General features: G+C 60.9%; 13 protein-coding genes. 1 reads left to right on the forward strand and 12 read right to left on the reverse strand.

The annotated features are described in order from the left end of the window. Positions 1 to 411 precede the first annotated feature (411 nt). Positions 412 to 807 carry a response regulator gene (locus AC56LH_RS12790; RefSeq protein ID WP_499646546.1) on the forward strand — a complete coding sequence of 132 codons (396 nt, stop codon included), beginning with the start codon at positions 412 to 414 and terminating at the stop codon, positions 805 to 807. A gap of 162 nt (positions 808 to 969) precedes the next feature. Here AC56LH_RS12790 and AC56LH_RS12795 read toward each other — a convergent pair whose 3' ends face one another. From AC56LH_RS12795 to AC56LH_RS12850, 12 genes are all read right to left on the reverse strand, one after another. Beyond that, positions 970 to 1,143 carry a hypothetical protein gene (locus AC56LH_RS12795; RefSeq protein ID WP_499646548.1) on the reverse strand — a complete coding sequence of 58 codons (174 nt, stop codon included), beginning with the start codon at positions 1,141 to 1,143 and terminating at the stop codon, positions 970 to 972. Beyond that, complete coding sequence (locus AC56LH_RS12800; RefSeq protein ID WP_499646550.1) at positions 1,115 to 1,492, reverse strand: hypothetical protein; 378 nt, start codon at positions 1,490 to 1,492, stop codon at positions 1,115 to 1,117. The genes AC56LH_RS12795 and AC56LH_RS12800 overlap by 29 nt, the downstream gene beginning before the upstream one ends. Continuing rightward, positions 1,489 to 1,977, reverse strand: coding sequence for a lysozyme (locus AC56LH_RS12805; protein WP_499646552.1), 489 nt, complete (start codon positions 1,975 to 1,977; stop codon positions 1,489 to 1,491). Before AC56LH_RS12805 ends, AC56LH_RS12800 begins: the two co-directional genes overlap by 4 nt. Beyond that, a complete protein-coding gene (locus AC56LH_RS12810; protein ID WP_499646553.1) occupies positions 1,970 to 2,182 on the reverse strand; it encodes a DUF7940 domain-containing protein in 213 nt (70 codons plus the stop codon). The genes AC56LH_RS12805 and AC56LH_RS12810 overlap by 8 nt, the downstream gene beginning before the upstream one ends. A gap of 60 nt (positions 2,183 to 2,242) precedes the next feature. Next, positions 2,243 to 2,488: a hypothetical protein gene (locus tag AC56LH_RS12815; RefSeq protein WP_499646555.1), complete on the reverse strand. Its 246-nt coding sequence runs from the start codon at positions 2,486 to 2,488 to the stop codon at positions 2,243 to 2,245. 68 nt (positions 2,489 to 2,556) lie between these two features. Beyond that, a complete protein-coding gene (locus AC56LH_RS12820) occupies positions 2,557 to 3,945 on the reverse strand; it encodes a phage head spike fiber domain-containing protein (protein WP_499646557.1) in 1,389 nt (462 codons plus the stop codon). 7 nt (positions 3,946 to 3,952) lie between these two features. Next, positions 3,953 to 4,606, reverse strand: a complete 654-nt coding sequence (locus tag AC56LH_RS12825; RefSeq protein WP_499646559.1) for a DUF4376 domain-containing protein — start codon at positions 4,604 to 4,606, stop codon at positions 3,953 to 3,955. Between the two features lie 7 nt (positions 4,607 to 4,613). Continuing rightward, a complete protein-coding gene (locus AC56LH_RS12830; protein WP_499646561.1) occupies positions 4,614 to 4,967 on the reverse strand; it encodes a hypothetical protein in 354 nt (117 codons plus the stop codon). Positions 4,968 to 5,658: 691 nt separating this feature from the next. Beyond that, entirely contained in the window at positions 5,659 to 7,086 is a 1,428-nt protein-coding gene (locus AC56LH_RS12835; RefSeq protein WP_499646563.1) for a hypothetical protein, read from the reverse strand. Next, positions 7,083 to 8,561, reverse strand: coding sequence for a hypothetical protein (locus AC56LH_RS12840; RefSeq protein ID WP_499646565.1), 1,479 nt, complete (start codon positions 8,559 to 8,561; stop codon positions 7,083 to 7,085). The genes AC56LH_RS12835 and AC56LH_RS12840 overlap by 4 nt, the downstream gene beginning before the upstream one ends. Next, positions 8,558 to 12,895 carry a hypothetical protein gene (locus tag AC56LH_RS12845; protein ID WP_499646566.1) on the reverse strand — a complete coding sequence of 1,446 codons (4,338 nt, stop codon included), beginning with the start codon at positions 12,893 to 12,895 and terminating at the stop codon, positions 8,558 to 8,560. Before AC56LH_RS12845 ends, AC56LH_RS12840 begins: the two co-directional genes overlap by 4 nt. Positions 12,896 to 12,972: 77 nt before the next feature. Continuing rightward, positions 12,973 to 13,242 carry a hypothetical protein gene (locus AC56LH_RS12850; RefSeq protein WP_499646568.1) on the reverse strand — a complete coding sequence of 90 codons (270 nt, stop codon included), beginning with the start codon at positions 13,240 to 13,242 and terminating at the stop codon, positions 12,973 to 12,975. Between the last annotated feature and the right edge of the window lie 13 nt (positions 13,243 to 13,255).

Below are 13,255 nucleotides of genomic sequence, written 5' to 3' on the forward strand. Positions count from 1 at the left end.
GCAGTTCAGACTTAGCCGGACCTGTTCGACCGCACTCAGTCACCCATAGGTGGTGCATGATTAAGGCTGTGCATAGCGCTTATCGTCGGAAAGATGTATCAAAGGGGCACAGCCCGGCACTCTGCGGATTCCTTTAAGAGCAGTAGAGTTTTGATTTGGAAAACCTGATGTTTTCTCTTATCGCTGGCATGTTTATTGCAGTCGCGCTCGTCTTACTGGGACAGCGTCGCGCTGCAGGCTATGCTCTTCTAGCCGGTTTAGCGGGTCTCCTCCTACACCGCCTTGCTTCGGTTGGGTAGTCGCGCACTCATTCGAAGGTCCTATAGTCGGTCGACATAAACATTGACGGCACTCGTTGCCAATGTGACGTGATAGAGTTCTGAATTAACATTCATTCCGTCTCCTGCACTTATGGAAAATTCAGCTGGGCAGCACCGAATACTCGTCGTCGATGATAACCAAGATGCTGCGGAGCTGCTGCAGATGATCCTCGAAATAGAAGGCTACAAAGTGCGAGTAGCATTTGATGGAGCGTCGGGCCTCAGACAGGCTGCAGACTTCCATCCTCATGTGACATGTTCTGATCTCAATATGCCGGGATTGTCTGGATTCGAGCTTGCGTTAGCATTAAGAAAGAGCAATCACAGCTCTGGCACACACTTGATCGCAATGACTGGGCTCGATACACAGGAAAATTTTAGCAGGATGATGGCTTCGGGATTCGACGTACATTTTTGCAAGCCATTCAGCTTGGAAGAATTCACTAACCACCTTCGATCGTTCTTCACGACGATCGATACCCGCTAGAGCTCAACCACATTCACGCTGGCCACGCATGAATGTTTGTTGCATTGCGAAATGCGCATTTCGCCGAAATTCCTGATAAGAAACCTCCACGTATGCGAACGTCTGCAATGGGTCGATAGCAGCCTCTCGTGGTGTGCTAGAAGTCATCAAGGCAATCCCGCCTCACTTCGGCCAAGCCTGGACCGTCTTCGCGTGGCGCGCAGCGCACTCCGCGTACTGGCGCAGCAGCCCAATCGTCCACTCTTGCCACGCGTCGTAGTCGTCGGCGCCGGGCGGCTCGACCTTCGGGCACGGCGCAGCGAGCGCGCTATCGAGGGATGCTTTTGTTGGCGGCATCGATTGCGGCGTCGAGGTTGCGCACGCGGTCAGCATCAGGCATGCAACCAGCAGGCAGAGGTTTCGCATTGCGCAGCTCCTTGGTGAGCGCCGACATGCGCGGCGCCAGGGTGGATTGAATTGTGGCGAACTCAGCGGCCGCCTGGCGGATCTTGGCAGCATCGGCCTGGACGTCGGCGAGTGCAGCCTCCGACAGCGTGGCGCGGAACTCCGCGTGCGCGCGCTGCAGCTCGGCGATCTCGGCGTCGTGCCGCCAGCCGTTCGTGAACCAGCCGGCAGCGCCGGAAAGCGCCAGCATCAGCAGCAGGCCCAGGCCGGCCGCCAGTGCGCGGTACTGGGCCGGGATCATGGCAGCCCCTTCAAGCAAAGCTCGCGCTCGGCCTGGCGCCGGCGCGTGAGGCCGCGCACTTCCTTTCCGCCGACCTTGTTCCACATGAGCAGCGCATTGCAAGCGCCGACCATGTCACCCGCGTTCGTGCGCCACGCCATGCTCGAGCCGCAGAAGCCGCTCACGCCGATGTTGTAGGCCACATCGACGAATGCCACCTTCTGGCCGTCGGTCAGGCGCGCGAGCGGGATGCACATCGCGATGCCGGCGGCGTGCCGCTCGAGGTCGCGGTCGAGCTGGGCGCGGCACTGCGCGGGCGTGTACGTCTTGCCCCATGCCGCGTTCTCGGTGGCGCCGGTGCAGTACGTGAGCACGCCACCCATGTCGCGATAGGTGGAAAGCTCGGTGCCTTCGAATGCCGGAGTGAAGCTGAGCAGCGCCGTCGCGGCCACGGCGCCGACCAGCGCGACCAGCCCGCGCCGCTGGGTGGGTGCGCGCTTATTCATCGCCCGTCAGCGCCGGTTGTGCCACGACGCGCGCGATCGCGGCGCCGAGCGAGGTCAGGCCGGCAGCCACCACCAGGAGCGGCGCGGTGCCGCTGGCGTACAGGTTCATGCCGGCCTCGATGGCCGAAGCGATGGCGGCCAGCAGCGCGAAGCGTACCGACCAGAGTTTGGGGAATTGCGCGCGCGCGTCTTCGATGAATTTCACGATGAGCCTTTCGGGTTGTGCGCCGGCCAGGCCGGCACTGGATAAGTTATTGCAGGTGGGTCAGCCGCGCCATTGGCCGACGATCCAAGTCAGGGCGCCCCCGAGTGAGCCAGCTGCGCCGCCGATGAGCATCAGCGTGCGCCAGCCGCCGCGCGCCTCGGCCATCTGGAACAGCACCTGGTCGAGCTTGCGGTCGAGCTCCGCGTTGGTGGCGCGCAGGTCGGAGACAGCCATCTTGAGATAGCTGACCTCCACCTGGATGGCTGCGATCGAGGTCGCGTTTTGTCGTTCAGTCGTCGTGTCCAATGAATTCCTTTTTTGGAGCAATAAAAAACCCGCCGAAGCGGGTTGGTTTGGATGGGCGCGAATGCGACCTATATTTCCTCGACCTCGAGCGTGGTCGCGTACGCATTCATGAACTGGTAGGCAAGGTCCGAGTCTTTCGTGCGCCGGCCGTACACCATGAAGTCGCGCTCGAGCGCGGCGTCAGCATCCATCGGGAACACCGACAGCAGAATTGGATGCGCGCGGCTGTTGCGCACCAGGTTGAGAAACGTGGCCCGGTCCGCCGGCGGCATGGCGCGCAACTCAACCGGCACCTTGCGGCTCATCGTGCCCGGGTCGACCAGCTGGCCGCCGCCGCCGCGCGTGATCGCGGTGCGGTCGACCATTCCCACCGACGCGGCTGAGGCGTTGTAGGTCAGCGACCAGAACGAGCTGGCCACCATGCAGCCGGCCTCGATGTAACCCTGCAGGTTGTCCGGATCCGTGATGTCAACCGCCACGGCGCGCGCGGCGATCTCGACCGGCAGCCAGTGGCGTGCGTATGCACCGCCACCGTAGGCGTACGCGCTGGCGGCCTGCGCTGGCGTGAAGCCGCGCAGCCGAACCGCCGGCGCTGGGCAGGCCAGCACCAGGCCGCTGTCGTAGTCGTACGACTGCCAGCTGTCGATGTGACCTGTCGGGCGCGTCGCCGCGGCGCTCGTGCTCGGGTAATACGACCCGGCCACGGGCCCCGCCACGCCCATCGCCCCCCACAACAGGATCCCGGCCGTGCCATTGCCAGCGTAAGCAGCCCCGTTGGTCGAGCGATTGGTGTAGACCTGGACGAACGAGGTGGCCGCTGACGTGGCCGATGCAGTGATGCTGCATCGGTACCAGCCGCCCGGGCGCGCATTCACCCGCGCGGTGCAGTTCGAGGTTGCGACCACATCACCGCTGTCGAGGTCGAAGTCGGCAAACGAGTTGGTGAAGCCGGAACCGAACTGCAGGCGCAGGTACCGCTCCCCGGTGTCGCGCTTGGCAAAGAACGATTCGGTGTGCAGCCCGTTAAGGGCCACCGCGCCGATCGACTGTTGGACGTAGTGGGCGCCGCTGGTTGTAGTGGCGATGATGCGATCGGCCGTGACCGCACTGTCGGGCGCCGCTGCCGCGTTGGCCGCCACCGTGACCGCGCTCTTCGTCCAGGCGGCGTTGTCGAATGCCTCCGTGTGGATGTGGTTGTTCGTGATGGCCGCCTCACCCGACACGCGCACGCGCACCCGCGCCGTCGGCGACAGGTTGCAGAACGGGAGTCCGACGAAGCCGATCGGCTCGACATTGTCGAAGACGGCGGTGACCCGGGCATCCCGCGCGGTGGCGCGCCACACAGGGTGGACCTGCGCAGCGGCCAGGTTGGTGACGGCGAGCGCGCCGGCCGCGCTCGAGGCGGTCAGCGTCGCGCGCTCGATCGCGTTGTCGGAAACGATTCTCAGATTGGGCATGCAGTCTCTACCAGGTGATTGATTCGATTTCGGCGGCGGTAGTCGCCAGGTCCAGTTGCGCCTTCAGTTCCTGCGCATGCTTGAAATGCGCTGTACCTCGGTCGCCTATAGCGACGTTGAATTCAACCCATGTGGCCAGGTCAGGAATCGGTACCCACCCATCGTTGAATGTCTTCCACGCACTAGGCCAATCCGGATTGGCTGGCATTGCTCCGGTGAGCATGACGATATTATTGATGCCCTGGATACTGACTCGGTCTGACTCGACATACCGAATACGCTCACCCCTGAATTCAAAATAACTGTTGTTCGCATCTTGCCACCACGCATTGATCAAAGTCCGGCGACGCTGTTTGAGTGTCTCGATATCCTTCGACAGGTCAGCAATTACTTGCCCGCCAAAGAATGGTAGATGGGTTTTGGCAACTAACGTCTGTTCCAAGCCTTCCAGCATGCCGCCGCCACCACTGAAATCGGCTATGCCAATACTGTGTTGCCACGAGTAGGTGTGGGGCATGCCGGATAGGAAGGCAGCCTCATTCATATATGACAGCACACCCAGCAACGCGAAGTCTTGTGTCAGATCGACATCAGCCTTGACGATGCGGTGGTACTCCAGAGGGATACCTGTCGGGGATAGTACCTTTGCGAGAACTGGCATCTTATTTCTATAATTGGTGTTGATAGCGGTCGATGACCATTAAATTGCGCGGCTGCGCAGGCATGACGATGTGACTGTATGGAGTGCGGTTTTTAATAGATTCGTCCTCTGTGAACTCGTAGCGCGAAAAGATACTTTGCAATTGATCGCCAAGGAATCGGTAAAAAATTCGAGCGCGCGCTTGCGCAATCCCCGACTTGTTGCCCCAACTTGCGTATAGCTCGGCCTCGTCCACGCATATCGCCGGGCTATCAGGTATTGCACCCTTGGGCGGACCGAAGCCGTTCAAGATGAAGCCTGCTTCTGGAGTTGCCCAAGTCATATTGTGGTTCAGTCCAGTGAACATCTGGTCGATATTCAAATGGCAGTTTCCGCTGTCATACAACAGCTGTCCAGTCGGCCCCCACGTCCTTTTCCCGTACCGCTGATTGCCGTAGCTCACGTAATCCAAAGCAAAGTAGTAAATCGTAGGCGGCTCAGGGGTAGCGCCCGGTTTGAAAATGCACCGGGAACCTGTGTAGTAAACTTCGTTTTGTGCCTTCGGTAAGCTGAAGAACACAACGCACGGCCTGTCTATTGCTGCCTGGGGCCTCTGCACGACCCATACACGCGTCCAAAATCCACTCTGAGCCAGCGCGTCGTAAGCAGGGAACTCACCGCACCAACTTGTCGCAATCAATTGCGGAACCATGTGCTTGTTGTCAACTTGTCGTCGACCGTCCGCACTGATTATCCGTGTCCCATAATCGCTCATGTCGCAAAGATCCCTATCTGGGTACTGTAGTCAATATAGGTCGGTGCCCACTGTCCGGCTGGTGGTGTGTATGGTGCAACCTCAACGTAGGGATACCCATTCCTATCGCGGCCATACGACACGTCACCATAGCAGCCCCGCACAATTTTTCCGAAGATACTCATACTGTCCAGGTTAGTGAATGTTCGCCGCCCACCACCTGCAGGGAAGGTTACTAATTCGACGAAAACGCCTCCGAACCCATCCGGGGTCAGTACAGCGCGACCTTGTCGATAGCTGATGTGTCCGTAACGAGCCATTACCACAACCTCCCTGACATTTCACGGATGTTCCCGCCTTCGTCATACACGATAGTCTGATCGCCACGGATGACTGTACCAGCGCCTTGCCCATTAACGCGGCTGGTCAATTCACCGACGTTGGCGCTTAAAGCAGACAAGCTGTCTGTTTTGACCTTTCGGGCAGTGACTGCTCCGTCTTTAATAAGCACTTCGTCCGTCAAGCGGATTAGATTAAATGCCCCAAGTTCGCATGTTCCCGAACGAATACTACGCAGAATGAAAAAGGAACCTTCCGTGACAGATGCCAAGTCGGCAGGGATTGTGATTTCAGTTGAAACTCTGACCCACTCACGAGTGTATGCAGGATATTGAATACCATTACCATCTGCAAACTTGTACGGTGAGTCAGGGATAATCCCAAGCCCCCCCAAAAGATTGCCGGTCCAATTTGAGGCGTAAAACCAGATTGATAAGTCGCCGTCCCAATCGTTATGAAACAAAATATCGTACTCGATACGATATGTCGCGCCGGGGATTAGCGGCATTTTCTTTGTTTCGGTGTTGTACTGTGCGCCACCAGTTGACTGAAGGTATAGGGACACATTGTACCTAGGCCACGATCTTTGGGCAGTGCCATTCCAATCAACAGGGGTGACACCTGTGTTGACACCCGTGTTGCTGGGATGGATTAGCCCCCACCACGGAAGGTCTTTAAACCGTGGATCGCGGATCAAGTTATTTTGATCTTCACCAATTTGCAAATTGCTTGCTCGGACAATTCCACCAAAGTCACCGTTTGCGCCGAGCAGCAGCCTGCCATCCGGTGCACGGATATCAAGTGTGCCGGCACGGATCGCCGCACCGTTGATCGATTCTGTCACGAACAAGCTGCCATCGAAGATCGCGCCCATTGGCAACCAACTCGCACCGTCCCAGCGCTTTGTCATCGCCCACCTGCCGCCGTTGGAGATCGTCACGACGTCGTTGACGACGTTGCCACCAGGCGTAGCGGCATCAGCCGCGCCGTCAGACCAAGCGTCGCCAAAAGCGTAATGCTGGCCCGGGCCGCGCGCGCCGGGCGTGCCATTGCCTGGTGCGCCATCGCGCACGACGGCAATGATGCAGCTCTGCGAGAAGGTCTGGCCGCCCGCGACGATGCGCGCGGTGACGATCGCGGCCGGGCCCTGCATGTCGGCGTAGCGCACGTCAGTGCTCTTTCCGGTCACGCTGGTCAGTGCCGCGCCGTCGGCCGTGAAGGTCACGTCACCGTCCAGGCCGACCAGCGTCGCGGTGACCGTAACGGTGGCCACGTCAACGGCGCCAGCAGCATTGAGGTGAAACAGCGACGACGAAGCATTCAGCAGGATCGAGGCGTTCTTCGGGTTGATGACCCGCACCGAGGCGGCTTGCAGGATCGCGTCGCGGTCGTTCAGTGCTGTGCTCATACGAGGAATCCAACGGTGACCCGGCCGGTTTCCCAGTCAGGTGCGAGTGAAATAACGATGCCGTTCACGCCGGCGTCCATACCGAAGCGCGGTGCGTAGACCGTGACGGCCTGGCCCAGCTCGAGCGAGAGCAGTTCTGGCACGCCCTCAAACTCGTACGTGGTGCGCGGCACCTTCCACAGGTCGAGCCTGCGCTGCGCCTCGGCGTCGGCGTCAGCGCGCGTGAGCAGCATGGTGTCGACCTGGACCGGCTCGGCGTTAAGACGGTAGGTGGCCAGCGTGGCCTGGTCGGTCTTCGTGGTCGACAGCCATTCTTCGGCAAACAGCGCCTTGTGCACCTCCGGCAGGTTCGCCAGCGTGCCGGCGTCCTGCACGGTCCAGCACTTGGCAAACCCCAGCTTTACGGCCCCGACGACGTCCGTGCGAGCCGCCGGCTGCAGCGTGCCATCGACCATGTGCTCAGGCTGGATCACCACCGGCGTACCGGCTGCCGGCAGTGCGACTTTGACCAGCCTGAGCTTCCCGAGGCGGGACATGACCATCTGTGCCCCCAAGCTGCTCAATAGCATGCGGCACGCCTCAAGCACGTTCAGGCGCTCTTTCGAATACAGCCCCATAGACTGCGGGTGTGCTGCATCAAACGCGGCGAAGCTGCTTAAGTCGAGATCATCCTCCGTGAAGCGGTCGGCGATTTTGCCGTAACCGGTCACCAGGCGCTTGACCAGCTGCGCCGCGGTGTCGACGTAGCCGCCGCCGGCAGCGCCGCGCACCGAGGCGGTGACCACGCCAGCCGGGGCGTCGTGCAGCTGGAATGTGCCAGCCGCCAGGTCAGCGGTGAACGCCACCGGCGCACCGTTGTCGCGCACCTCGATGATCGAATGGATGGCGCCTGCGTGCACTTGGTATTTCAGGATTGCCGCATTGACCAGCAGCGGCGTCACATTAAAGGCCTGCCCCATCGCGATCGGCAGCAATGCGTCCCGCTGCTCGGTCGTGCCGCCTAACTTGACCTCACTGATTGGCGTGTTCAACCGTTGTAACTTGTCGCGCAGTTTGAGCGCCAGGGCTTGGCGGCCGCTTGGGACCAGGTCGGCGGTGACCCCGTCGAATATCTGGCGATATTCCGCACGCGGCCAACGGACATCGCCGATGTAAGCGCCGTCGGCGCGGTTCTTCCAGACGTACCCAGGCGCGGCCCAAGCATCGCGCGCGCCACCGACGTTCTCGATCGCGAGCTCGCCAGCCGACAGCCCGCCCTCGCCGTCCAGCGACAGCCGCTCGGTGAACAGCCGGCCGACGGTGGCGATGGGCAGGTAGGTCGTATTCGCCGGCGCGTCGCCGGGCCCGGTGGTAAATGGTTTCGTCGCCAGGTACACGACGGACTCCACGCTACCGATCTGCACGGCCGCCTCGATGAGGACGACACGATAGGCGGCCGAGCTTTTCAGCCAGGCCAAGAACGCTGCATCTGTCATTCGAATGGAACCCTCTGTTCGCTGTTGGCGACGGCTTTAACTGCCGTCGTGGTGGCGCCCGAGATCTGGTCAGCAGAATCGCTGGCCGCCTTGGCGTTCGCCTGGATCAAATGCCCGGTCTGCACGGCTTGCTCTGCCCGCAGGCTGGCCAGCTCCTGGCGCACCGACTTGAGTTCGGCCACCAGGGCGACGGTGTTGTCTGCCCCGTACGAGGCATACATGACCGGCGTCGGCATGTTGATCTGCGGCGCGGCCATGGCGCCCGGTGCTGGCGGTGCCGTCGTGCCCATGGCCTGGTGCATTTGCAGGATCGCATCGCGCACCGACAGCACCGACTTGTCGATCGTGATCAGGCCATTCACCGACAGCTTCAGCGCGTCCAGCTGCGCCTGGCCGACGTCGACCTGCGCGCCCGCCCAGCGCTCCGCCTCTGCCGTGGATGCTTGCGCATACGCGAAGTCGGCCTGGTACTGGCCACTGCTGGCGAACACCGCGCGCGACGCCGTGAGGAACGAGTTGAACGCGGCCGAGTAGTTCGACTGCGCCGATTCATCACCACTGCGCGCCGCCGCCAGGACCGTCTCGTACTGCGCTTTCGCCTCGGCGTATTTCTCCTGCGGCGACAGCGGCGACAGATCGCCCAAGAGCGCGCTCTTGTTCAGTTCTCGCAGACTGGATGCGAACGACCCCATGCGGGAAACCGTTCCCTGGATCGCCTCAGATTCGGCGTTATAGGCATCGGTCAGGCTGGCCCGGTAGGACGTCAAGTCGTTCGTCACGTCCTGAATTTCCGGCGTGACCTGGGCGAATGCTCCCTGCAAATCCATCAGGGCTGCATACTGCCGCGCCCCTGCGTCGGTTGCCAGGTCCAGGCCGAGAACGATCTGCCGGAACTCTTGGCGCGTGTCCACGCCAGCCAGCCCCAGCCCCGCCATCTGCTCCGTAACCCGCTTGAGAACCTGTGCATTGCGCTCGCCAGCGGTGAAGTAGTTTTCCTCGAAGGCAGCAGTATTGCGCGCGAATGCCTCCAGCCCGCCCGACAGCTCGATCAGACGCCCACGTGCCGCGATGGAGCCGGCGCCGACGGGTCCGAACGATTTGCCGAACGACGACAAAGCGGTCTCGATCATTGCGTAATTGACGGCCACGCGCTCAAGCGTAGCGCTGGCGCCCTCGCCTTCTTTGGCGAACTGGCTGATCGTTGGCAGAACCTCGCGCGCGATCGTGTCGCCCACGTTGACGAAGAAATCGGCGATCGCTTTTTTATTCGCCTCCCCGTCGGCGCCAAGCGCAATGCTCATCGACTGCGAGCGGGATTTGATCCACTCAGCATCAATCCCCAACGTACTCGCGAAGTCCGCTGAGGCAAACTTCAGCGCGTCGTACCCCGCGGTGAATTGCTGGATGGTGGCAGCGTCTACCGAGACTTTGTCCACACCGCGCTTGTCGCTGCGGAACCATCCACCGTCTTGCTTCCAAGAGGTGTCGGTCGATCCAGCAAACCCCGCGGCGCCGAACGTGCCGTTCAAAGCCGTCCCGGTGACTTCCTTGTCCTTGCGCCCGAAAGCACGGTTGATGAGGCCACCGACGGCCCCGGCGATCGCGCCACCGATTGGTCCGCCGATGAAGCTGGCAACAGCTGTCCCCACCTTCTGCGCAGTCATGAAGCCACTGCCAGTCTCATATCCGCCCGAGATCCCGGCGTTGATCGCATTGCCAGCCATGTAGCCCGCAACGACGCCGCCAGCGCGACCTGCCCATTGCGCCGCTTGACCTGGCGCGCCGCTTCCAGACGAGAGGCCAATCTTGTCGAATCCGGTCTGGACGCCTTCAGCGACCGACTTTTCGAACGAGCCCCCGCTCTTGAACGAGTTGTAGAGACTCGAAACGGTTTGCGTCAGATTGCCGGTACTGCCTGATACGCTGTTTGAAGGCATGCCAGGGAGCATGCTCGATACGCTATTGCTCACCGGCGACAGAGCAGCTTGGATCGTCGGGCGCAGCACCAGCGTGCTGAACATGTTTTTCAGCGTATCGACCAGGTTCTGGCCGAAGCCTTTGCCCGATTCGAACCCGCGCAGCAGTGCGTCGGTCAACGACTGCTCGATCGAGTCCGATGCGCGCTTCCACTCCTCTGCCGCCTTTTTCGCGGCGTCGACCTGCTCCATCGCGGCGACAGCTGCTGCGTTGCGCTGCTTCAGGCCGATCAGCTTTTCCAGATTCTCGATCTCGTCAAGCGTCAGCCCCAGCGTCGAACGTTGCGCCAGCTGCTCCTGCAGGCGCGCCGGCTCCAGCGCCTCGATCGCCGATTTGGTCAGGCCGTAAGTACTGGCCAACTCTTCGTTGCGCTTAGCCTCGTCCTCTGCGTCCTGTGCGCGCTTCGCGTAGACAGCGCTCGTCGCTTCCAGCCCCTTCGAATAGCTGTCCTGAAAATCGCTCACTTCTTTCAGTGCGCGCAGGCGATCATCTTCGGCCTGCTTTACGAACGGCTGCATGCCGATGTACTTCTCGACGGTACCGACATATTCGGAGAGGGTCTGTTTGCCGGTTTGATAACCCTTGTACAGCTTGGCCAAGTTGTCGTAAAAAGCCGGATCCAGACCAACCGACTTCCCGTTGATCCGATCGATCAAAGCCTCATATTCCTCCAGCGCCTTCGCGGCTTCTTTCGCACCCTTATCAGTAGTTGCAGGCGGCAAGGCTGGTTTTGGCTTGTCATCGCCCTTTGCGGCGGATGCGTCTCTTGCACCCATGCGCGCACGGTATGCCGCCTCAACCTGGCCGGTTGGGCGAGCCAAAAGATCTTCGAGCTCCTTGTTCGCGTCTTCGACTTCTTTGTTGCGAGCGGCCAGCGCTTTCTTAATGTCCTCAGTCGGCGACTCTCCTTTCCAAACCTTGTATCCAGCGACAAACGGATTGGCGTTCGTCATCACCTCGCGCGCCAGATTGATGTCGGCCTTCACCGCCTTGATGCTGTTCCAGATACCGGAGATCGTGCGCGCGAGAATCGTTGCGGCATCAGCGGCTTTCGCGATACCGATGCCCGCGAGGTCAGCCCATTCGGACCAGTCGCTTTTACTGAGCGCAGACTGCTGCTTGTTGACGTCGGAAAACGCACCGGTGAGATCAACCAGTGCTGGCAGCAGGTCGCTGGTGGCCGATGTCACGAAGCCCTTTACCTCAAGACCAAGGAATCCCATCTGATCCTGGAAAGCGGCAGCAGCCGATGCGGCCGCGCTGGACGTGCCAGTGACGCTGTCGTAATTTTCTGCCAGGTCGTTCAGGAATGGCAGCAGATCAGGCCCCGATTTGCTCAGAAGGTCGGTAAGCAAAGCGGCCTTGCCGGCGCCGTCGCTGTAATTTTGAAGACTTTTTGCGGCATCGACTAGGACCACCGAAGGATCACGCAGCGCTCCTGCCGCGTCGCGCGACGAAACGCCGAGCGTCTTGAGCGCCTTCTGCACCTTGTTGCTGTCGTCGTCCAGGCCTGCCATACCGCGCGACAGTTTCGTCAGGGCTCCATCGATTCCGCCCATGTCTTCGCCGAAGACGCTCGCCAGCTTCTGAATTTTCGAGAGGCTTTCGACGGTCGATCCGGTCTTTTGCGCCATGTCGTCAAGTGCGGCAAGATCATTGATCGACCCGTTGACGAGCACCGCGCCGGCAACCGCTGCTGCGGCCGCAGCTGAGGCGACTGCCAATATGGCGACCTTGTACTCAGCCGCCTTTTCCTTCAGGCTGCCAAACGAGGATTCGCCAGCCTGCTCCTGTTCGCGCAGCTTTTGAATCATTTCGGCTGCGGCGTCGCTGACGCCCAGCTGCTCGGCGCGCAGCGCAGCAAGTTCGGACGCGGACTTTCCGATGCCCTCGGTGCGCGAACGCAGGCTGTCCAGGAACCGGGTCGAATCGTCGAGCTTGCGCTGGGCATCGGCCGCGAGCGCGCTCTTCTTCGTCATCTCGTCCAGCTGTTCCAGGTATGGACGCAGGGCGTTGACGTTCAGACCGCGCGAGTTCGCCAGCGCTTCGTAATACTGCGCCGATCCTTTGGCGCCGGCATTCATCGTGGCCAGCGTGCGCTGGATCGAGTCGGCCATGTTCTTGGTGGCGCGGTCCATGCGGCCAGCTGCCACGACGGCGCCATCGCCCGCCGTCTCCATGCCCGGTGTGCTGGCGACGCCTTCCAGGGCGGCCGTCGTCTTCTTCGCGCTGGACTCGAGGTTGTCGAGGTTCCGGCCCGTCTTGGCCGTTGCATCATCGACCTTGCGCAGCCCTGCCTCGACACCGCTCGCGTCGGCGGTGATCATGATTGTTGCGTTGTTGACGATATCGCTCATGTCCCGCCCATAAAAAAAGCCACCTCAGGGGTGGCTTGGTGATTAGCCCCGCGTTTAGCGGGTATGGTTTTCGAGTTCTATTGAGGAACCAGCTTGCAGCCGCAATGCTTGCAGATGCGCGCGTCGCGCAACACGAACTCCCGGCAGTCCGGGCATTTCACATGCGTATCCGGCGACGGTGCATTTTTGTCTCGCTCTCGTGATGGCAGAACCGCCACAACGATGAGCGCAAAGAAGCCGAACAGCAACCCCAGCAAGAACCACCCTCCGGCGAGCCGCGCTTTGCTATTGGCAATCGCCCAGCAGGCGATGGCACAGCCGAACCACAAGAGCAAAAAGATTTCCATCGCACCTCCGAAT

It is taken from the genome of Telluria sp. LT1R51-2 (assembly GCF_059685775.1).